General features: G+C 70.6%; 19 protein-coding genes and 1 riboswitch. Of the genes, 11 read left to right on the forward strand and 8 right to left on the reverse strand.

The genetic code is table 11. The features are described from left to right. The first annotated feature begins 12 nt into the window (after positions 1 to 12). The 9 genes from OG892_RS27245 (at position 13) to OG892_RS27285 (ending at position 8,349) form a co-directional block, all read left to right on the forward strand. Positions 13 to 828 carry an SOS response-associated peptidase gene (locus OG892_RS27245; RefSeq protein ID WP_328865475.1) on the forward strand — a complete coding sequence of 272 codons (816 nt, stop codon included), beginning with the start codon at positions 13 to 15 and terminating at the stop codon, positions 826 to 828. 96 nt (positions 829 to 924) lie between these two features. Beyond that, positions 925 to 1,575 carry an alpha/beta family hydrolase gene (locus OG892_RS27250; RefSeq protein WP_371630515.1) on the forward strand — a complete coding sequence of 217 codons (651 nt, stop codon included), beginning with the start codon at positions 925 to 927 and terminating at the stop codon, positions 1,573 to 1,575. Between the two features lie 273 nt (positions 1,576 to 1,848). Next, the gene (locus OG892_RS27255; RefSeq protein WP_018105559.1) at positions 1,849 to 2,505 is read left to right on the forward strand and encodes a sigma-70 family RNA polymerase sigma factor; all 657 of its coding nucleotides are present in this window, start codon (positions 1,849 to 1,851) and stop codon (positions 2,503 to 2,505) included. Beyond that, complete coding sequence (gene rsrA / locus OG892_RS27260) at positions 2,502 to 2,822, forward strand: mycothiol system anti-sigma-R factor (RefSeq protein ID WP_073737027.1); 321 nt, start codon at positions 2,502 to 2,504, stop codon at positions 2,820 to 2,822. Before OG892_RS27255 ends, rsrA begins: the two co-directional genes overlap by 4 nt. 147 nt (positions 2,823 to 2,969) lie before the next feature. After that, positions 2,970 to 4,382, forward strand: coding sequence for an HD-GYP domain-containing protein (locus OG892_RS27265; protein ID WP_328865473.1), 1,413 nt, complete (start codon positions 2,970 to 2,972; stop codon positions 4,380 to 4,382). 14 nt (positions 4,383 to 4,396) lie between these two features. Then, complete coding sequence (locus tag OG892_RS27270; protein ID WP_371631700.1) at positions 4,397 to 5,614, forward strand: HD-GYP domain-containing protein; 1,218 nt, start codon at positions 4,397 to 4,399, stop codon at positions 5,612 to 5,614. Positions 5,615 to 5,705: 91 nt separating this feature from the next. After that, complete coding sequence (locus OG892_RS27275) at positions 5,706 to 6,698, forward strand: hypothetical protein (protein ID WP_073737024.1); 993 nt, start codon at positions 5,706 to 5,708, stop codon at positions 6,696 to 6,698. Between the two features lie 106 nt (positions 6,699 to 6,804). Further along, the gene (gene def / locus OG892_RS27280; RefSeq protein WP_073737023.1) at positions 6,805 to 7,452 is read left to right on the forward strand and encodes a peptide deformylase; all 648 of its coding nucleotides are present in this window, start codon (positions 6,805 to 6,807) and stop codon (positions 7,450 to 7,452) included. A 165-nt stretch (positions 7,453 to 7,617) separates the two neighbouring features. Then, entirely contained in the window at positions 7,618 to 8,349 is a 732-nt protein-coding gene (locus OG892_RS27285; RefSeq protein ID WP_073737022.1) for a D-Ala-D-Ala carboxypeptidase family metallohydrolase, read from the forward strand. Positions 8,350 to 8,426: 77 nt separating this feature from the next. Here OG892_RS27285 and OG892_RS27290 read toward each other — a convergent pair whose 3' ends face one another. Continuing rightward, positions 8,427 to 10,343 carry a family 20 glycosylhydrolase gene (locus OG892_RS27290; protein ID WP_242436767.1) on the reverse strand — a complete coding sequence of 639 codons (1,917 nt, stop codon included), beginning with the start codon at positions 10,341 to 10,343 and terminating at the stop codon, positions 8,427 to 8,429. A gap of 90 nt (positions 10,344 to 10,433) precedes the next feature. Next, positions 10,434 to 11,408: a helix-turn-helix domain-containing protein gene (locus tag OG892_RS27295; protein ID WP_328865469.1), complete on the reverse strand. Its 975-nt coding sequence runs from the start codon at positions 11,406 to 11,408 to the stop codon at positions 10,434 to 10,436. An 81-nt stretch (positions 11,409 to 11,489) separates the two neighbouring features. On the opposite strand from OG892_RS27295, the gene OG892_RS27300 reads away from it, so the two are divergent. Next, on the forward strand, positions 11,490 to 11,702 hold the full coding sequence (locus OG892_RS27300; protein ID WP_371630516.1) for a hypothetical protein: 213 nt from the start codon (positions 11,490 to 11,492) through the stop codon (positions 11,700 to 11,702). On the opposite strand, the gene OG892_RS27305 is transcribed toward OG892_RS27300, so the two are convergent. The 6 genes from OG892_RS27305 to OG892_RS27330 all read right to left on the reverse strand — a co-directional run bounded on the left by OG892_RS27305 (position 11,699) and on the right by OG892_RS27330 (position 19,022). Then, on the reverse strand, positions 11,699 to 12,715 hold the full coding sequence (locus OG892_RS27305; RefSeq protein ID WP_073737015.1) for a ribonucleotide-diphosphate reductase subunit beta: 1,017 nt from the start codon (positions 12,713 to 12,715) through the stop codon (positions 11,699 to 11,701). The two genes, OG892_RS27300 and OG892_RS27305, sit on opposite strands and share 4 nt — an antisense overlap. After that, positions 12,715 to 15,111, reverse strand: coding sequence for a ribonucleoside-diphosphate reductase subunit alpha (locus tag OG892_RS27310; protein ID WP_371630517.1), 2,397 nt, complete (start codon positions 15,109 to 15,111; stop codon positions 12,715 to 12,717). Before OG892_RS27310 ends, OG892_RS27305 begins: the two co-directional genes overlap by 1 nt. Before the next feature lie 138 nt (positions 15,112 to 15,249). Next, a riboswitch (cobalamin riboswitch) is annotated at positions 15,250 to 15,387 on the reverse strand. 88 nt (positions 15,388 to 15,475) lie between these two features. Next, on the reverse strand, positions 15,476 to 15,988 hold the full coding sequence (locus OG892_RS27315; protein WP_073737013.1) for a GNAT family N-acetyltransferase: 513 nt from the start codon (positions 15,986 to 15,988) through the stop codon (positions 15,476 to 15,478). Positions 15,989 to 16,102: 114 nt separating this feature from the next. Continuing rightward, a complete protein-coding gene (gene mctP / locus OG892_RS27320; protein ID WP_371630518.1) occupies positions 16,103 to 17,731 on the reverse strand; it encodes a monocarboxylate uptake permease MctP in 1,629 nt (542 codons plus the stop codon). Further along, positions 17,728 to 17,934, reverse strand: a complete 207-nt coding sequence (locus OG892_RS27325; RefSeq protein WP_037787228.1) for a DUF3311 domain-containing protein — start codon at positions 17,932 to 17,934, stop codon at positions 17,728 to 17,730. The genes mctP and OG892_RS27325 overlap by 4 nt, the downstream gene beginning before the upstream one ends. Before the next feature lie 317 nt (positions 17,935 to 18,251). Next, positions 18,252 to 19,022, reverse strand: a complete 771-nt coding sequence (locus tag OG892_RS27330; protein ID WP_328698124.1) for a GntR family transcriptional regulator — start codon at positions 19,020 to 19,022, stop codon at positions 18,252 to 18,254. A 281-nt stretch (positions 19,023 to 19,303) separates the two neighbouring features. On the opposite strand from OG892_RS27330, the gene OG892_RS27335 reads away from it, so the two are divergent. Next, complete coding sequence (locus tag OG892_RS27335) at positions 19,304 to 20,587, forward strand: extracellular solute-binding protein (RefSeq protein ID WP_371630519.1); 1,284 nt, start codon at positions 19,304 to 19,306, stop codon at positions 20,585 to 20,587. Positions 20,588 to 20,641 lie beyond the last annotated feature (54 nt).

A 20,641-nucleotide genomic window follows, 5' to 3' on the forward strand; every position in this document is an offset into this window, starting at 1 on the left:
AGTCTGGCACTTATGTGCGGACGGTATGCAGCGAGTCGGCGGCCCGAGGATCTGACCGGACTTTTCCATGTGGAGAAGTGGGAACCGGCCGAGACACTGGAGCCCGACTACAACGTGGCGCCGACCAAGGAGGTCTACGCCGTACTGGAGCGTCCGGTGAAAGACGCGGACGACCAGCGTCCGGTTCGCCAGCTGCGCGCACTGAAATGGGGGCTCGTCCCCTCCTGGGCCAAAACGCCGGAGGGCGGCGCCCGGATGATCAACGCCCGCGCCGAGACCGTGCACGAGAAGCCGTCCTTCCGCCGCCCCTTCGTCTCGCGCCGCTGCATCCTGCCGGCCGACGGCTATTACGAGTGGGTGACCGGCAGCGAGGAGCGGCAGCTTGAGGAGAAGGGGCGCAAGAAGCGGCCGCGCAAGCAGCCGTACTTCGTGACCCCCGCCGACGGCTCTGTCTTCGCGATGGCCGGGCTCTACGAGTTCTGGCGCGACCGCACCCTGCCGGACGACCATCCGCAGGCCTGGTGGGTGACCTGTTCGGTGATCACCACGGAGGCGGAGACGAGCCCGCTCGCCGTCGCCCCGGCCGAGGGCCCCGCCGCGCTCGCCGACATCCACCCCCGGATGCCGCTGATGCTCACCCCGGACCGCTGGGACGACTGGCTGGACCCCTCCCGCACCGACGTGGAGGAGCTGCGGGGCCTGCTCGCGCCCCCGCCCGGCGGCCTGATGCGGGCCTACCCGGTGGCCACCGCCGTCAGCAACGTCCGCAACAACGGCCCCGAGCTGCTGGACGAACTCGCCGCGCCCGAGGTCGGCACGCTGTTCTGAGCCACGCTGCTCCGAGGCACGTCGCTCCTCGCCACGCTGCTCCGAGCCACGCGCCGGACCCCGGCCCGCGCGCCACGGGTTGGTTGGATAGGGGGCGTGAACGCCACCCAGAAGGACCCCCGCACGGAGACGGTCGAGACCGGGGCCGGTACCGCCCGGATCAGCTGGCTGCCCGCGAGCGATCCCCGCCTCCTGCTCGCCCTCGGCCACGGGGCCGGCGGCGGCATCGAGGCCCGGGACCTGCGGGCGCTGGCCGCCGTACTGCCCGCCCACGGAGTGAGCGTCGCTCTGGTGGAGCAGCCCTGGCGGGTCGCCGGGAAGAAGCTCGCGCCCGCCCCGAAGACCCTGGACACCGGCTGGCGCGGACTGTGGCCGGTCCTGGCCGCCGCCGGGCTCCCGGTCGTCGCCGGCGGGCGCAGCGCCGGTGCCCGGGTGGCCTGCCGCACCGCGTCCGGGCTCGGCGCCCGCGCGGTCCTCGCGCTCAGCTTCCCGCTGCATCCCCCGGGCCGGCCGGAGAAGTCCCGCAAGGACGAGTTGCTGGCCTCCGGCGTGCCCACCCTGGTGGTCCAGGGCGGCAACGATCCGTTCGGCAGGCCCGCCGAATTCCCTCCGGGGGAGTACCGGATCGCCGAGGTGCCGCACGGGGACCACGGCTTCGCGGTCCCGAAGCGGTCCGGGGTGACCGAGGATCAGGCGATGGAGATCCTCACTTCCGCGGTGACCGGATGGCTGGCCGGAATCGTGTGACGTACGGCCCGGGAATGTTGGGCGGGGGGCCACTGTTGTGCGGGATGTCGGTACACCAACGTCGTATGTGGAGAGGGAGTCCGTCGCATGGGTTCGACCATCTGCCCGCGTCGCTCGAACGCCGCTGACCTGGAGTGGACGGTGCTGCACGCGGCCAAGACCACTCCCGAGCGGGCACTGAGCGGATCGGATCGACAGCCCGCGCCGGACCAAGGTCGACTATTCTCCGATTCGAGCGGGTCCGGTTTCGGCTCCGCCACAGCGTTGGAGGAGGTGGGTCCGGTCACTGGGACCGACACAGGGACCGACGACGGCCGCCCGCAGGAGACGACCGCCGAGCGCAACGCGCGCTTCGAGCGCGATGCCCTCGGTTTCCTCGACCAGATGTACTCGGCCGCGCTGCGCATGACGCGCAACCCCGCTGATGCCGAGGACCTGGTCCAGGAGACGTACGCCAAGGCGTACGGCTCCTTCCACCAGTTCCGTGAGGGGACCAACCTCAAGGCGTGGATGTACCGCATCCTCACCAACACGTTCATCAACTCGTACCGCAAGAAGCAGCGTGAACCCCAGCGCAGTGCCGCCGAGGAGATCGAGGACTGGCAGCTGGCCCGTGCCGAGTCGCACATGTCGACCGGTCTGCGCTCAGCCGAGTCCCAGGCCCTCGACCATCTGCCCGACTCCGATGTGAAGTCCGCGCTGCAGGCGATCCCCGAAGAGTTCCGCATCGCGGTTTATCTTGCCGATGTCGAGGGCTTTGCCTACAAGGAGATCGCGGACATCATGGGGACACCCATCGGTACGGTGATGTCCCGACTGCACCGGGGCCGCCGTCAACTGCGCGGCATGCTGGAGGACTACGCCCGTGACCGCGGGCTCGTGCCGGCGGGCGCCGGTGAGTCGGACGATCGGAAAGGCTCGGGCTCATGAGCTGCGGAGAGCCGCACGAGACGGATTGCTCAGAGGTCCTTGACCACCTCTATGAGTTCCTCGACCGGGAGATGCCCGACAGCGACTGCACCAAGTTCGAGACGCACTTCGGTGAGTGCTCTCCCTGCCTGGAGAAGTACGGCCTCGAACAGGCCGTGAAGAAGCTGGTGAAGCGCTGCTGCGGTCAGGACGACGTACCGACCGACCTGCGCTCCAAGGTGATGGGGCGGATCGATCTGATCCGCTCCGGCCAGGCGGTGCCCGAACAGGACGTGACGGTCTCCGACAGCGAGCTGCCGGCCGCCGCCAAGGACTGACGCATCACCCGAACGTGCTAATCGCGGCCGTCCCCCCTGAGTCGCCGCCCCCAACTCGTTAGCCTGGCGCCTCCATCGGCGATGCCGGGGAGTGTCCGCGAACCGGCGGGACCTTCGCGGCCGCGACCTGGGGGCGGGGCGGATCGGGTGAGAGCCACACGCGGCGTGGCGCGGGCGTACATCCTGGCGGTCGCGCTCTGCGCCACACTCTGCGTGCTGCCCGCGCTGCGTCCCGGCGCGGGCACCCCGTGGACCACCCTCGCACTGCTCACCGGGCTCTACCTGCTGTGCGAGCTCCCCGGGCGCTGCCCCTTCTTCGGCAGCTCCGTGCCGATCAGTGCCGGATCGTTCTTTCCGCTGCTCCTCGCGGCCGCCTTCCTGCTGCCGCCGGGAGCCGCGGCGCTGGTCGCGATACCCGGCTCGTTCGCCGGCCGGGTGGAGAACCCCCCGGCCGCCGCCCGCCGCGTCTGGCGGGCGGCCCAGCTCGCCCTCACCGTCTGGGCGGCCTCCCAGGTCCACGCGCTGCTCGGCGGGCCCGCCGCGCTCGGCGGCTCCGGAACCGGGCGACTGCCGGAGCTCCCGTACGCGCTGCTGCCCGCCTGCGCCGCCGCCCTCGCCTTCAGCCTGGTGCTGAGCGCGCTGGACGGCTCGATCCTGGCCGCCGCCGAACAGCTGCCCGTCCGGCGCGCCTGGGCCGGGCTGCTGCCCCGCGCGCTCGGCCCGCACCTCGTGCACGGCCTCGCCGGACTGATGATGGCGGTCCTGTGGAACAGCTCGTACGGGCCGCTGGCCGCGCTCTTCGTCCTGCTGCCGATGTACATCTCCTGCTGGGTGTTCGCCCAGTACCACCGCGAGCACGCCGCGCACCGCGCCACGATCAGGGCCCTGGTGCAGGCCGTCGACATCAAGGACACCTACACCCGGGGCCACAGCGAGCGCGTGGGACGCGCCTCCGTGCTGATCGCCGATGAGCTCGGCATGGCCAGGGACCGGGTCGAGGTGCTCCGGTTCGCCGGCATCCTGCACGACGTCGGCAAGCTCGGCGTGCCGACCCGGGTACTGCGCAAGGACGGGCCGCTGACGCCGCAGGAGCGCCGGGTGATCGAGCTGCACCCGGAGTACGGGCACGAGATCGTGCGCGGCATCGGCTTCCTCGGTGAGGCACGGGGCGCGATCCTGCACCACCACGAACGGCTCGACGGCAGCGGATACCCGTACGGGCTCACCGGCCGCGAGATCCCCGAGTTCGCCCGCGTGGTCGCCGTGGCCGACGCCTTCGACGCGATGACCTCGACCCGGTCCTACCGGCCCGGACGCCCGGTGCCGGCCGCCGTGGAGGAGCTCAAGCGGTGCGCCGGCACCCAGTTCGACCCGCAGATGGTGCGGGCGCTGGCCCGCGGCCTGGAACGGCACGGATGGGTGTCCGCCGCCGTGACGGTGACCGGGGCGGAGGTACCGGGGGCGCGCGGCGAGGGGCGGGGCACGGGTCCCCGGGCCGTCCGGGAGCCGGTTCGTCCACCGTCGCCGGACGGGCTCGACATCGGCGCGTCCGAGCGGTGAACGCCACCCCGGCCGTGCGCGCCGCCGCCCTCGCGCTCACCGCCGCCGCGCTCGCCCACACCCTCTGGTACGGGCTCCACGACCCCGGCCACGCCCTCGCCTTCGGCGTGCTCATCGCCGTCGGTGAGCTGGCCCGCTGGGGCTCGCTCCCGGGGGAGCGGGAGCCCGCACCGCTCGGCGCCGCCGGGGCCCTCGCGTACGCCCTGCTCGGGCGCAGCGGCGGGGAGCCCACCGGGCAGGACGCCTTCCAGGTGATCGCCGTGCTCGTCGCGGCCCAGCTCGTCGCCTCCGTGCCCCATGTCGCACGCGGCCGGGGACCCGCCCCCGACCAGGTGGCGCGCCGCGTCCTGACCGTGGCCTTCGCGGCCGTGTGCTTCCAGCCGCTCTACAACTCCGGCCGGTCCGAGAGCTGGTTCGGCGACGGGCCCTACTACGCCGCCTTCCTGCTCCTGCTGCTCGGCCTCACCGCGCTGTGCGACGCGGTTCTGGGCGCCCTGCTGCTGCGGGCCGGCACCCCCGTCCCGTACGGCCCGCTGCTCCGCGACGAGCTGCGGGCCCTGCTGGGCATCGGCTCCGCGGTCTGCGCGACCGGGGCCGTCATGGCGCTCGGGGTCGCCGCGGCCGGGCTGTGGGCGCTGCCCGTCCTGTGCGTACCGCTGCTGCTCACCCAGCTGTCGTTCCGCCGCTTCGTCGCCGTGCGCACCACCTACCGGCAGACCATCGCCTCGCTCGCCCGCTCCACCGAGATCGCCGGATACACCCCGCACGGCCATGCCCGCAGGGTGGCGGCGCTCTGCACGGCCGTCGGCCGTGAGCTGGGGCTCTCCGGGCCCGAGCTCACGGTCCTGGAGTACGCGGCCCTGATGCACGACATCGGCCAGCTCTCGCTCGTGGACCCGGTCCCGGACGGCGCCACCGCCACACTGCCCGCCGCGGAGCAGCGCCGGATCGCACTGCTCGGCGGAGCCGTGGTCCGCCAGACAGGGGTGGACGCGAAGGTGGCCGTCGTGGTCGAGCGGCAGGCCGACCCCTTCCGCGAGCAGCCGCTGTCCGCCAGGATCGTCAGGGCGGTCAACGCGTACGACGACCTGTGCGGGGAAAGCGCCGGCGGGCCGCTCGGCGCACTGGAACGGCTCAGGCTCGGGACCGGCCACGACTATCAGCCCCAGGTCGTGGAATCGCTCGCCCGGGTTCTGGCCAGGGACGGTCTGACCCCTGTCCCACCTGGGTAACCCATGGGTAATGAGCGGGCGTCCGGTCGGGCATGGTTGGATGCGAAGAGAGCGGAAAAACGAGGGTGTCCAGTCGGGACAGGCGGGAATCGTGAGGATCTTCGGGAAGGTACGGCATCGGCCCTCCGCCTCTTGGCGGCAGGCCACGGACCGCGCGTTCACGCTGATCGGCGACGGCCGGTACGAGGACGCGGGCGCGCTGCTGACGCGTGCGGCGGACCTGGAGCCCTGGCTCTCCGAGTCGTGGTTCAACCTGGCGCTGCTGCACAAGTTCCGGCATGACTGGGAGCAGGCGCGGGCCGCCGGGCTGCGGGCCGTCGCGCTGCTCGACAAGGAGTCCGGCGCTCCCGACTGGTGGAACGTCGGGATCGCCGCCACCGCGCTGCAGGACTGGCCGCTGGCGCGCCGGGCCTGGCAGGCGTACGGGCTGAGGGTGCCCGGAGGCGGTCAGCAGACCCCTGCCGCCAACAGCGAGCCGGTCGGTATGGACCTGGGCAGCGCGGCCGTACGGCTGTCGCCGGAGGGCGAGGCCGAGGTCGTGTGGGGCCGCAGGCTGGATCCGGCGCGGATGGAGGTGCTGTCGATCCCGCTGCCGTCCTCCGGGCGGCGCTGGGGCGAGGTCGTGCTGCACGACGGGGTGCCGAACGGCGAGCGGATCACCGCGGCCGGGCCCTCGTACCCGGTGTTCGACGAGATAGAGCTGTGGGCGCCGTCCCCCGTGCCGACCTGGGTGGTGCTCCTCGAAGCCGCCACGGAGGCGGACCGGGACGCCCTGGAGCAGCTGGCCTCCGACGCCGGTTTCGCGGCGGAGGACTGGTCCTCGTCCGTCCGGCTGCTCTGCCGGGCCTGTTCGGAGAGCCGGATGGAGAGCGACGAGGGCGACGGCGAGCACCTCGACCCGCACGACCACAGCGAGCCGGGCCACCCCGGACCGCTGGGCCACCGCACCGCCGGTGAGCTGTGGGTACCGGAGCGTGAGTGCGGGCTGGCGGCGCCCGCCGGGCTGGTGCGCGGGCTGCTGGACGGCTGGGTGGCGGACAGCCCGGACAGCCGGGAGTGGCGGGATCTGGAAGAGGTCTGCTGACCCGTACCCGTAGGCTGTACGCGCACCGATTCCGGTGCTCGGGTGCCCGGGTCCTCGCGAGCCGCGGATCCCGGGTCTCAGGTTGTGAGGAAGGCGTACGGCGGACATGGCGCAGGAGCAGACGGACGAGCAGATCAGCGTCGACGGCGTCGACGGCGAGGGGTTTCTCGTCGACACAGAGGACTGCGAGGCGCGTGAGGCGGCCTACCGCGAGCGCGGCACCTCGCGCCCGATCACGGTGGTGGGCAATCCGGTCCTGCACAAGGAGTGCAAGGCCGTCACGGAGTTCGACGACAAGCTGGCCACGCTGATCGACGACATGTTCGCCAGCCAGCGGACGGCGGAGGGCGTGGGCCTGGCCGCCAACCAGATCGGCGTCGACCTCAAGGTCTTCGTCTACGACTGCCCGGACGACGACGGGGTGCGGCACACCGGCGTCATCTGCAACCCGGTGCTGGACGAGCTGGCGCCGGAGGAGCGGGTCCTGGACGACGCCAACGAGGGCTGCCTCTCGGTCCCGACGGCGTACGCCTCGCTGGCCCGCCCGGACTACGCGGTGGTGCGCGGACAGGACGCGAAGGGCAACCCGGTCAAGGTGCGGGGCAACGGCTACTTCGCCCGCTGCCTCCAGCACGAGACGGACCACCTGTACGGGTACCTGTACATCGACCGGCTCTCCAAGCGCGACCGCAAGGACGCGCTCCGGCAGATGGAGGAGAACACCCCGCGCTACGAGACCGTGCCGAACAGCTGAACCGGCTGAGCGCACAGCTGTGCGGGGCCCTGTTCCGGTTCGCCGGGGCAGGGCCCCCGCCGCTTCCCTCTCCCGTCAACCTGCCTTCCCATGGGCGTAGTTGACGCGCGTCGACTCGTCCGACAGTCTCTCTGTCCACACCTTCGTCGTGGTAGGGAGCCCCCCATGTTCAGACGTTCCGCGAGACTCCTGCTCGGCCTTGTCATGACCATGGCTTTCGCGCTGGGCGGGGCCGTGGCCACGGCCGGCACGGCCCAGGCCGACGGCTGCTACACCTGGACCCGCACCCTCTCCCCGGGCGCCACCGGCAACGATGTCGTCCAGCTCCAGATCCGGGTGGCCGGATACCCCGGGTACAACTCCGTACTCGCCGTGGACGGCTCCTACGGACCCGCCACCACAGCCGCCGTCAAGCGCTTCCAGGCCGCCTACGGGCTGGCCGCCGACGGCGTCGCGGGCCCCGCCACCCAGGCCAAGCTCTACGCCCTCCAGGACAACGACTGCACGCCCGTCCACTTCACCTACGCCGAGCACAACACCTGCAACAGCACCTGGGCCGGCGGCGCGGTCGCGGCGGGCACGGCGAAGGCCAACGCGCTGAGCACCATGTGGAAGCTGGAGGCGCTGCGTCACGCGCTCGGTGACCACCCCATCAGGATCAACAGCGGCTTCCGCTCCACGTCCTGCAACAGCGCGGTCGGCGGCGCGGCCGGCAGCCGCCATCTGTACGGCGACGCGGCCGACCTGGGCGGACTTCCCCTGTGCACCATCGCCCAGCAGGCCCGCAACCACGGTTTCAACGGGATCCTCGGCCCGGGGTACCCGGACCACGGCGACCACATCCACGTGAACCAGGGGCCGAGCCACTTCTGGTCGGCGCCGAACTGCGGCATCTGACTCCGGCCCGATCCGGAGGACAAGCCCTAGGGCACACGTGTGGGGCCCGCCGGGACGGCGGGCCCCACAGTCGCGCGTCAGGCGGACTTCGCTGTCAGGCGCGTCCCGCCCGTCGTCTGTACCGCGGCGCCGTCCCCGGCCCGCTCCGTCAGCCGGAGCTGCGAGACGGCGTTGCGCAGAACCAGCGCACCCGCCCCGGCGTCCAGCTGCCAGCGCTGGGTGCGCGCGTCCGCGGAGCAGGTCCCGAGCGACAGCTCCGCACCCACCTCCAGCGGCGCACCCAGGTACTTCTTCCCGCGCACCGCGTCCAGACACCCGCCGGTCCGCTCCGAACGGACCGTGTAGTACCCGTCGGCGGTCGCGGTCAGCGTCCAGCCGTCCGTCGCGCCCCGGGTCAGGGACACCCCGGAGTCCGCGCCGGGCGCGAGCGACTTCGCTCCGGCACCGAGCCGGTACGTGCCGTTCGCGAGCGGGGTGCGGTCGGTGTTCGCCCAGCCGGGCGCGTGACCGATCCGCCGGGCCAGCGCCTCGAAACCGGCGTACGTGTCACTCGGCTTCGGGCCGCCCCAGGTGGCCTGGGCGATGAAGCGCAGCGGCATGAAGACCTTCGCCTCGACCTCGTTCTCGGTCTCGGCCGCCGCGCTGTCCGGCCAGAGGCTGATCTTCGCGCCGGTCAGGTTCGCGGCCCCGGCCGGCAGCGTCTCGCCCTCGAAGCTCAGCGGCGTCCAGCCGCTCTCGTACAGCTTCCGGGTATCCATCGTGAAGCCGCCGCGCACCAGGTAGAGCGAGTACGCGGAGTTCATCACCGGACGGCCCTCGGCCAGCAGCTCCGACGGCTGCTGGATGGCGCCGCCGCCGAGCCAGTGCTCGACGGCGATGTCGCGGTCCAGCGGCACGGCGCTGTTGTGGCCGAGCAGCCCGTCGTTCCAGATCCGCAGCGACCGGCCGCCGGCCTTCACATGCGCGTTGACCTGGTTGATGAAGTCGACGAAGAGGTCGTCGGGGGTGGCCGAAGCACCCCACTTCGCGGTCGCGGCCGTCTGGAGCTGCGGATAGTCCGGGTACGAGGACCCGATCATGTACTCGTCGCCGCCCATGTGCCAGGTGCGGGTGTCCCACGCCTTCAGGGCCTCGTCGACCAGGGAGGTGTAGTACGTCAGCGCCTCGGGCCGTGAGATGTCCAGCCGGGGCGGTGAGGCGACGCCGTCCCTGTCCTTGAGCTGGAGCTCGGGGTGGTTCTCCAGATAGGTGTCCATATGGCCGGGGGAGTTGATCTCCGGCACCAGCTCGATGTGGTACTTCTTCGCCATCGCGGCCAGGGACCGGATCTGCGGCTTGGTGTAGTACCCCCAGAACGCGGACTCCGGGTCGGTGTCGCTCCTGACCTTCGCCTCGATCCACAGCTGGTTGAGCTTCTGCGAGGCCATGTCCTTCATCAGCCGCTCGAACCACGGCAGGGACACGTTGATGTAGCAGGCGCAGACCCCGACGCCGCGCTCCCGGTACGCGGGCACATCGGTCGCGGAGCCCCGGGCCGCGCGGCCGTCGTCGTTCAGCAGTTGGAGCACGGTGCGCGAACCGTAGAACACCCCCGTGGAGGTCGCCGCGGTGACCGTGACCCGGTCCCCGACATCGAGCCGGTAGCCCTCCGCGCCCAGCGCCCCCTTCAGGGACGCGTCCTGGCGCAGCACCACGTCGCCGGACCTGGCCCGGCCCCGGGACACCGGAGCGCCGCCCTTCAGCTCGCCCGCGAACCTCTTGGCGTCGTCGGCGGTGCGCTGCTCCCGTACCCCGTCCAGCACGATCCTGGCCCGGTCCGTGAGGGTGAACTCCCCCTCGCCCGGCTGCCACTGCCGCAGCGAGGGCAGCACCTCCGGCGGCGGAGCGGCGGCCGGTCCGTCAACGGCGGCGGCGCTCTGCCAGGGCAGCAGAGTGGCGGCGAGCGCGGCCACCACGGCCCCGATGGTCCTTCGTCTTGCCGTCCGGATGTCCATCGTCAGAGCCTGGCCCGACCGGCGGGGCCCGGTCCATGGACCCGTGAGGGAAAGGCTTGGACGAATGATCGGATGTCGACGCGGCCGGTATCAGGCGACTTCGATCAGCTCCGACGGCCCGCGGAAGGTCCTGCGGTACGCGTTCGGCGTGGTGCCCAAGGAGCGTACGAACTGGTGGCGCAGGGCTGCGGCGTTGCCGAAGCCCGCCAGTCCCGCGATCGTGTCCATCGTTTCGTCCGATGTCTCCAGGAGGTGCTGCGCCAGGAGCACCCGCTGACGCAGCAGCCAGCGGTACGGCGTGGTGCCCGTCTCCTGCTGGAAGCGCCGGGCGAAGGTGCGCGGCGACATGTGCGCCTGGGCGGCGAGCTGCTCGACGGTCATCTCCTCGTTCAGATGCCGCTCCATCCAGACGAGGGTGTCACCGACCGTGTCGCAGCGGCCCCGGGGCAGCGGCCGCTGGATGTACTGCGCCTGCCCGCCGTCGCGGTGCGGCGGCACCACCATGCGGCGGGCGATGGTGTTGGCGGCGGCGGGCCCGTACGCCTGGCGGACCAGGTGCAGACAGGCGTCGATGCCCGCGGCCGTGCCCGCGGAGGTGATGACGGAGCCCTCGTCCACGTACAGCACATCGGGCTCGACGACGGCCCGCGGGAAGCGGCGGGCCAGGGCGTCGGAGTGGCGCCAATGCGTGGTGCAGCGGCGCCCGTCCAGCAGTCCGGCCGCCCCCAGCACGAACGCCCCCGAGCAGACGCTCAGTACCCGGGCGCCGCGGTCCACGGCCCGGCGCAGCGCGTCCAGGGCCTCCTGCGGGTACTCCCGGTCCGCGGCCTGGCCGCTGGCCGGCACGGCGATGAGGTCGGCCTCCTCCAGGCGGTCGAGGCCGTGCGGGGTGCTGATGCTGAACCCCGCGTGGGTGCTGAGCACCGGGCCCTCGCCGGAGACCACGGCGAAATCCTGCACCGGCAGGCCCTCTTCGCTGCGGTCGAGCCCGAACACCTCGCAGAGCACACCGAGTTCGAAGGGATGGACCTCACCGAGCAGCAGGACCGCGACATTTTTCAGCATGACCCCAGTGTGGCAGTAATTCGATGCTCTATGACAGTCCTGCCACTGCCGGTTTCCGCTCGCACGGACGAGAGTAGGGGCATGAACACATTCCAGAACGTCCTGGGCATATCCGCTGTTATCGCCCTCGTCCTGCTCCCGGCCCTGATCGGGATCGCCCGCGAGCTCCGCATCGACCGCGAGCTCCGGGACGCGCAACGGAGCCGGAGAACCGCACCACCGGAAACGGCGGACGCCGCACAGCCGGTGAAGGCCGCACGGCGTCCGTACGTCAGGAGCTGGGCGAGGATCTAGAACTCGTCGTCGAAGCCGACCGTGCCCTCGACCGCCACCTGGTACGCCGACGGGCGGCGCTCGAAGAAGTTCGTGAGCTCCTGGACGCCCTGGAGCTCCATGAACGAGAACGGGTTCTGCGATCCGTACACCGCGGGGAAGCCCAGCCGGGCGAGCCGCTGGTCGGCGACGCACTCCAGGTACTCGCGCATGGACTCGGTGTTCATGCCCGGCAGCCCCTCGCCGCACAGGTCGCGGCCGAACTGCAGCTCCGCCTCGACGGCCTCCTTCAGCATGTCGGTGACCTGCTGCTGGAGGGCGTCGTCGAAGAGCTCGGGCTCCTCCTTGCGGACGGTGTCCACGACCTCGAACGCGAAGCTCATGTGCATGGTCTCGTCACGGAAGACCCAGTTGGTCCCGGTGGCGAGGCCGTGCAGCAGTCCGCGCGAGCGGAACCAGTACACGTAGGCGAACGCACCGTAGAAGAACAGCCCCTCGATGCACGCCGCGAAGCAGATCAGGTTCAGCAGGAAACGGCGGCGGTCGGCCTTCGTCTCCAGCCGGTCGATCTTCTCGACCGAGTCCATCCACTTGAAGCAGAACTGCGCCTTCTCACGGATCGAGGGAATCTCCTCGACCGCGTCGAAGGCCGCCGCCCGGTCGTCCGGATCGGGCAGATAGGTGTCCAGCAGCGTCAGATAGAACTGGACGTGCACGGCCTCCTCGAACAGCTGCCGCGACAGGTACAGCCGCGCCTCGGGGGAGTTGATGTGCTTGTACAGCGTCAGCACGAGGTTGTTGGAGACGATCGAGTCACCGGTCGCGAAGAACGCGACGAGCCGCCCGATCATGTGCTGCTCGCCCGGCGACAGCTTGGCGAGGTCGGAGACGTCGGAGTGGAGGTCGACCTCCTCCACCGTCCAGGTGTTCTTGATCGCGTCCCGGTAGCGCTCGTAGAAGTCCGGGTAGCGCATGGGCCGCAGGGTCAGTTCGAAGCCCGGGTCCAGCAGGTTCTTGTTTTCGTTGGTGCTCATTACTGGCAGGCCTCGCAGGACTCGGGGTTTTCGAGGGAGCAGGCGATCGCGTCCGCGTCGGGTGCGGCGGCCTGCTGTACGGGAATGGGGGCGGCGGCAGCGGCCTGGCCGGACGCGGCCCGCGCGATCCGCGTCGCCGGGCGCGAGCGCAGGTAGTACGTCGTCTTGAGCCCCTGCTTCCAGGCGTACGCGTACATCGAGGAGAGCTTGCCGATCGTCGGCGTCTCCAGGAACAGGTTCAGCGACTGGCTCTGGTCCAGGAACGGCGTACGGGCCGCCGCCATGTCGATCAGGCCGCGCTGCGGGATCTCCCACGCGGTGCGGTACAGCGCCCGCACGTCCTCGGGGATCCAGGCGAAGCCCTGCACGGAGCCGCTCGCCTCGCGCAGCGCCTCCCGGGTCCGCGCGTCCCACACGCCGAGCTTCTTCAGCTCGTCCACCAGGTAGGCGTTGACCTGGAGGAACTCACCGCTGAGCGTCTCGCGCTTGAAGAGGTTGGAGACCTGCGGCTCGATGCACTCGTACACGCCCGCGATCGAGGCGATCGTCGCGGTCGGCGCGATGGCCAGGAGCAGCGAGTTGCGCATGCCGGTCTTCGCGACCCGGGCGCGCAGCGCGTCCCAGCGCTCCGGCCAGTTCAGCTCGGTGTCGTAGTGGTCGGGGTGCAGCACACCGCGTGCGGCCCGCGTCTCGGACCAGGCGGGAAGGGGACCCGACCGCTCGGCCAGCGCGCAGGAGGCCTCGTAGGCGGCGAGCATGATGCGCTCGGAGATCTTCGTGGAGAGGGCGCGCGCCTCGGGGGAGTCGAAGGGCAGCCGCAGCTGGAAGAAGACGTCCTGGAGGCCCATCGCGCCCAGGCCCACCGGCCGCCAGCGGGCGTTGGAGCGCCCGGCCTGCTCGGTCGGGTAGAAGTTGATGTCCACGACCCGGTCCAGGAAGGTCACGGCGGTGCGCACGGTGGCGTCCAGGCGCTCCCAGTCGATCGTGCCGCCCTCGACGAACGCGCCGAGGTTGACAGAGCCGAGGTTGCAGACGGCCGTCTCGCCGTCGTCGGTGACTTCCAGGATCTCGGTGCACAGGTTCGAGGAGTGCACGACGCGGCCCGGCTCCGCGGTCTGGTTCGCGGTCCGGTTGGAGGCGTCCTTGAACGTCATCCAGCCCTGGCCGGTCTGGGCGAGGGTCCGCATCATCCGGCCGTACAGCTCACGGGCCGGCATGGTCTTGCGGGCCAGGCCCTTGGCCTCGGCGGCGCGGTACGCGGCGTCGAACGCGTCGCCCCACAGGTCGACCAGCTCGGGCACGTCGGCCGGGGAGAACAGCGACCAGGTTCCGTCCGCGTCGACCCGGCGCATGAACTCGTCCGGGATCCAGTGCGCCAGGTTCAGGTTGTGCGTGCGGCGCTGGTCCTCACCGGTGTTGTCGCGCAGTTCGAGGAACTCCTCGATGTCCGCGTGCCAGGTCTCCAGGTAGACGGCGGCGGCGCCCTTGCGCCGGCCGCCCTGGTTGACCGCCGCGACGGAGGCGTCGAGCGTCTTCAGGAACGGCACGATGCCGTTGGAGTGCCCGTTGGTGCCCCGGATCAGCGAACCGCGGGCCCGGATGCGGGAGTACGAGAGGCCGATGCCGCCCGCGTGCTTGGAGAGGCGCGCCACCTGGTGGTAGCGGTCGTAGATCGAGTCCAGCTCGTCCAGCGGCGAGTCCAGCAGGTAGCAGGAGGACATCTGCGGGTGCCGGGTGCCGGAGTTGAAGAGCGTGGGGGAGGAGGGCAGGTAGTCCAGCCGGCTCATCAGCCGGTACAGGGCCGCGACCTCGTCCAGCGCGCGCTCTGAGTTGTCCTCCGCGAGCCCGGCGGCCACCCGCAGCATGAAGTGCTGCGGGGTCTCGACGACCTGGCGGGTGATCGGGTGGCGCAGCAGGTAGCGGCTGTGCAGGGTGCGCAGTCCGAAGTAGCCGAAGCGGTCGTCATCCCCGTCGGCGAGCGCCTGTCCCACCAGGGCGTCGAGGGCGGCGGCGTGCAGCGTCACGAACTCGGCGGTGCGGTCCGCGATCAGGCCCTCGTGGTGTCCGACGGCGACCGAGGAGGAGAAGGACGTCGCGCCCTGCCCGGCGGCCTCGTCCGCGATGGAGCGGGTGAGCAGCCGGGCGGCGAGCCGGGAGTAGGCGGGGTCCTCGGAGATCAGGCCCGCGGCCGCCTCTGTGGCCAGCGAGCGCAGCTCGGCCTCGTCCGACCGGGCGTTGCGGCCGCGCAGCGCGGCGGCGGCGACGCGTCCGGGGTCGGTGTCGGGCAGATCCGCGGTGAGCGCGGTGAGGGTCCGCAGCAGTGCGGTGCCCGGTCCGTCGCTCGTGGTTCCCGTTGATTCGGCCGCTGAAACCGGATCGGCTGGCGCGATGGTCACGTGGTGCTCTCCCTCGCTCGGCTCTGGGCCGGGGGGGAGCGGGGCAGCCGGGCGGAGCGGGGCCCCGTCGGGGCAGCACTCCGTGCGGCGTCCACCGGCCCATCCACGAGGCCCGGACGTCTGGGCATCCGGTTCGGTCGAGCCGGACGCGCTGTCGGCAGGTCCTCGGACTCGGGGGTGCACAAAAGCACACCGAATACACCGTTGCGGGACAGTTCCGGATTCGCACCGGATTTCCCTGCGGCGACAGCGAGCACGAGCATACATGTGGGGGCCGCCGGATGAGGCAGCCCCCACATGTTGTGTCGCGTGACCGATCAGGAGACCGTCCGTGTCGTGTCGCCTGGCCGTCAGGAGAGGCCGATCAGGAGTCCGCCGGGAACTCCAGGCGGTACGTCAGGAGCGAGAGTCCCTCGATCGGATACCAGTCCCTTTCCGGGGTCCGGACGAAGCCGAGGCGCCCGTAGATCCTATGGGCCCCGCGCATGGCCGGCTGCGTCGACAGGACGATCCCGGTGACCCCCGCGGTGGCCCGTGCGCGGTCGACGCAGGCCCGGACGAGCGCCTCGCCCGCCCCGGCCCCGCGGGCCTCGCGGGAGACCGCGAGCATCCGGAACTCGGCCTCGTCCGGCGCCGCGATATCGGCCCAGCGGTTGCCCGGCGGCGCGTAGGTGACCCCGCCGAGGACGCGGCCCCGGGCGTCCGCCGCGACGAGCACCTCGGCCTCCTCGGCCCGCCGGGGGACGTCGCGCAGCTGTACCAGGTACGGATCGTCGGCGCCGAAGTCCAGCAGCCCGTCCCCGAGATAGGCCTCGGCGGTGATCTCGCCGAGGGCGGCGTACTCGGCGGGCTCGACCGGCCTGATGGTTATGTCCATGCAGGGGAGTCTGCCGCACCCCCGGGCGGCGGTGGCACGGGGTTTTCCGCCCGGACGCGCGAACGGGGAGCCGCACCCCCTCGCAGGCGGGGTGCGGCTCCCCGTTCACCTCGGTCAGTGACCGCCAGGGGCCCCGGCCGTGGCCGGCGGGAGCTCCGTCTTCACGCCCGGGTCGCCCGCGTCCGCGGTGTAGTCGCCGGGAGAGGTCTCGTCGAGCCCGGCAGGGGCCTTCAGTGCGTTCAGGACGAAGGTGAGGACGACGGTCACCACGATGTTCAGCACGAACGCCGTCAGGCCGATGTAGCCGATCTCGCCGATGCCCGGGATCTCCTTGGAGGACCCGCCGAAGTGCGCCTGGGTGGGGCTGGCGACCCCGTAGGCGGCGGCCGTCCCGTAGACCATGCCGACCGCCCAGCCCGCGAGCAGCGCCCAGCGGTGGAACCACCGGGTGAACAGGCCGCCGACCAGGGCCGGCATCGTCTGGAGGATCCAGATCCCGCCCAGCAGCTGGAAGTTGATCGCGACCGTCTTGTCCATGGTGAGGACGAAGGCGAGCGCGCCGACCTTCACCAGCAGCGACACCAGCTTGGAGATCCTGGTCTCCTGGGCGGGGGTCGCGTCGGGCTTCAGGAAGTCCTTGTAGATGTTCCGGGTGAACAGGTTCGCCGCGGCGATCGACATGATCGCCGCGGGGACCAGGGCGCCGATGCCGATGGCGGCGAACGCCACGCCCGCGAACCAGTCGGGGAACATGTCCTCGAACAGCTGCGGGATCGCCAGCTGGCCGTTGTCCACCTTGACCCCGGCGGCGATCGCCATGAAGCCGAGCAGCGCGAGCAGGCCCAGCATCAGCGAGTACAGCGGCAGGATCGTGGTGTTGCGGCGGATCACGTTGCGGCTGCGGCTGGAGAGCGTCGCCGTGATCGAGTGCGGGTACATGAAGAGCGCCAGCGCCGAGCCCAACGCCAGCGTGGCGTAACCCCACTGGCCGTCCACGCCGGGCGCGAGCGCACCGGTCGGCTTGGAGCCCGGCGGGCCGTTGAACTTCTCTTGCGCGGCGGCGAAGATGTCGTCGAAGCCGCCGAGCTTGATCGGGATGTAGATGATCGCCACGGCGATGACCAGGTAGATCAGCCCGTCCTTGACGAACGCGATCAGCGCGGGCGCGCGCAGTCCCGAGGAGTACGTGTACGCGGCGAGCACAGCGAACGCGATCAGCAGCGGCAGGTCCTTGATGAACCAGTGGGTGTTCTCGCCGCCGCCGACGCCCATCACGTCCAGCACCGCCTGGATGCCGACGAGCTGGAGCGCGATGTACGGCATGGTGGCGAGGATGCCGGTGACCGCGACGGCCAGCGAGAGCCCCTTGGAGCCGAACCGGCCGCGGACGAAGTCCGAGGTGGTGACGTAGCCGTGCTTGTGCGAGACCGACCACAGGCGCGGCAGGAAGGTGAAGATCATCGGGTACACCAGGATGGTGTAGGGCACCGCGAAGAAGCCCGCCGCGCCGGCCGCGTAGATCGCCGCGGGCACGGCGACGAAGGTGTACGCGGTGTAGAGGTCGCCGCCGAGCAGGAACCAGGTGACCCAGGTGCCGAAGGACCGTCCTCCCAGGCCCCATTCGTCGAGGCTGGCCTCGTTCTCCGCCTTGCGCCAGCGGGCGGCCATGAAGCCGACGACCGTGACGGCCAGGAAGAAGAAGATGAAGACGCCGAGCGCGATGCCGTTCACGCCGTCCTTCATGCGGACGCACCCCCCTTGCGGGCGCGCTGGTCACGCTGCCACAGCTTGTACGCGATCATCGTGAGTGCGGTCGAGATGAGCACCCAGAGCATCTGGTACCAGTAGAAGAACGGGATGCCGATGAAGGTCGGGTCGATCTTGGCGTACGAACTCACCCAGAGCATCGCCACGAACGGCGCGATGAGGCAGAGGGCGATGACCACCCGTACGGGTGTGACCGTGGGTGGTCCTGCTCCTGGGTCCGCTGGCTTTCCTTCTGGTTCTTCCGGCATGGCGGCGACTCCGTCCCCTCGCTGATCACCGATGTAATGCGCAGGAAATCTAGGCGAGGGTCCCGGCCAGCGTCACCCCCTGTCCGCATTGCGGTCCGGCAACGGTCGTCCGTTCGGGGGCGGGTGGCCGTGGCGGTTCTCTGCGCCGGAGAAGTGGTGCAGACCAATGGCGGTACGAAGTCGCTGCCCGGAGCACGGGAAAGCCCCCGTGGAAGCGGTTCCGCGGGGGCTGTCGGGGTGCGTTGCGGTCAGTCCAGCGGACGCTTCAGGCGGGCCACGAACTTGTAGCGGTCGCCCCGGTAGACCGAACGGACCCACTCGACCGGCTCGCCCTGCTCGTCCAGTGAGTGCCGGGACAGCATCAGCATCGGCAGGCCCACATCCGTACCGAGCAGTCCGGCCTCGCTCGGGGTGGCGAGCGAGGTCTCGATGGTCTCCTCCGCCTCGGCCAGCCGGACGTCGTACACCTCGGACAGAGCCGTGTAGAGCGAGGTGTACTTCACCAGTGAACGCCGCAGCGCCGGGAAGCGTTTGGCCGAAAGGTGGGTGGTCTCGATCGCCATCGGCTCACCGCTCGCCAGCCGCAGCCGTTCGATCCGCAGCACGCGGCCGCCGGCGGTGATGTCGAGGAGCCCGGCGAGTGTGTCGTCGGCGGTGACGTAGCCGATGTCCAGTAGCTGGGACGTCGGTTCCAGTCCCTGGGCGCGCATGTCCTCGGTGTACGAGGTGAGTTGCAGGGCCTGCGAGACCTTCGGCTTGGCCACGAAGGTGCCCTTGCCCTGGATACGCTCCAACCGGCCCTCGACGACCAGTTCCTGGAGCGCCTGGCGCACGGTGGTGCGTGAGGTGTCGAACTCGGCGGCCAGGGTCCGTTCCGGTGGCACCGGGGTGCCGGGCGGCATCGTGTCCGTCATATCGAGGAGATGTCGCTTCAGCCGGTAGTACTTCGGAACGCGCGCGGTACGCGTGCCCGCGCTCGCGCCCGTCTCGTTCTCCGCACTGCCCCCGTCGACGCCCATGGTCCGCCTTCCCGACTGCTGCGCTGCTGCCGTCACCGGCTCCTCCGTCTGTCGCGGCTCACATGGTGGCACGGTCCGGTCACGGCTCGTCGCCCTCCCTCAGATGTCGGTCCTATAACGGACGCGAGTGCACTTCTTATACACCCTTGACACCCCTAAAGGTCTAGGCCAAGCTCCCGGTACTGGTCTAAACCATTAAAGACCAGGTTCCAGCCCCAGTAGTACTCGTCGACGCTATTTGTGCGGTGGGCGGGGGTTGCAGCATCCCTGAGGAGGGTGGCGTGAAGCGCAAGCTCATCGCGGCGATCGGCGTCGCGGGCATGGTGTTCGGCATGGCGGCCTGTGGTTCTGACGACGACAGCGGCGACGGCAAGAAGGCCGGTGCCGAAGGATACGCGGGCCAGACCCTGACTGTCTGGACGATGTCCGGCTCGAACCCGCCCGGTTGGACCAAGACGGTCACCGACGAGTTCGAGAAGAAGACCAAGGCCAAGCTGAAGATCGAAGTCCAGGAATGGAACGGTATTCAGCAGAAGGTCACCACGGCCCTCTCCGAGTCCAACCCGCCCGACGTGCTGGAGATCGGTAACACCCAGACCCCCGCGTACGCCAAGACCGGCGGTCTCGCCGAGCTCGGTGACGTGAAGAAGGAGATCGGCGGCGACTGGGCCGACGCGGTCAACGCCCCCTCGGTCTTCGACGGCAAGCAGTACGCCCTGCCGTGGTACTTCGGCAACCGCGTCGTCATGTACAACAAGAAGGTCTTCAAGGACGCCGGTATCACCGAGACGCCGAAGACCCGCGCGGACCTCTTCAAGGCCTTCGACGCCATCAAGAAGAAGGGTGACGCCGAGCCGATCTACCTGCCCGGCCAGAACTGGTACTTCTTCGACGGTCTGCTCGTCGGCCAGGGTGTCGAGCCGGTCAAGAAGGAAGGCGACAAGTACGTCTCCAACCTGAGTGACCCGAAGGTCGGCGCGGCCATGGACGTGTACAAGCAGTACCAGTCCTACTCCAAGGCCCCCAAGGACAAGGACGAGGCCACCCCGCAGCAGGCCGAGGTCTTCGCCAAGGGCAAGACCGGCGCCATCATCGCGATGGGCTACGAGGCCGGCACGGCCATCAAGGCCAACCCGAAGCTGGAGAAGGACATCGGCTTCTTCACCATCCCCGGTGAGACCGCCGAGAAGCCCGAGGGTGTCTTCCTCGGAGGCTCCAACTTCGCCGTCGCCGCGGGCAGCAAGAAGCAGGACCTCGCCAAGGAGTTCCTGCGGATCGCCCTGAGCGAGAAGAACGACGGCGCTCTCGTCAAGGAGGCCGGCTGGACCCCGAAGTCCGAGGCCGGACAGAAGTACGCCGTGGGTCAGCCCGCCGCCGAGGCCGCCGGCCCCGCCGCCGCCAAGTCCGGTGGCACGACGCCGCTGATCCCGGAGTGGGCCCCGGTCGAGAACCCGCCGAACCCGATCAAGAGCTACATGACACTGGTTCTGCAGGGTAAGTCGTCCGCCGATGCCGCCAAGAAGGTCGAGGGCGAGCTCAACAAGCGCCTGAGCCAGCAGCAGTAGTAGCAGCAGCGCGACACACTCCGGGGCGGCGGGCATCCACCCGCCGCCCCGGCT

Source organism: Streptomyces sp. NBC_00341, from assembly GCF_041435055.1.
Taxonomy (GTDB): Bacteria; Actinomycetota; Actinomycetes; order Streptomycetales; family Streptomycetaceae; genus Streptomyces.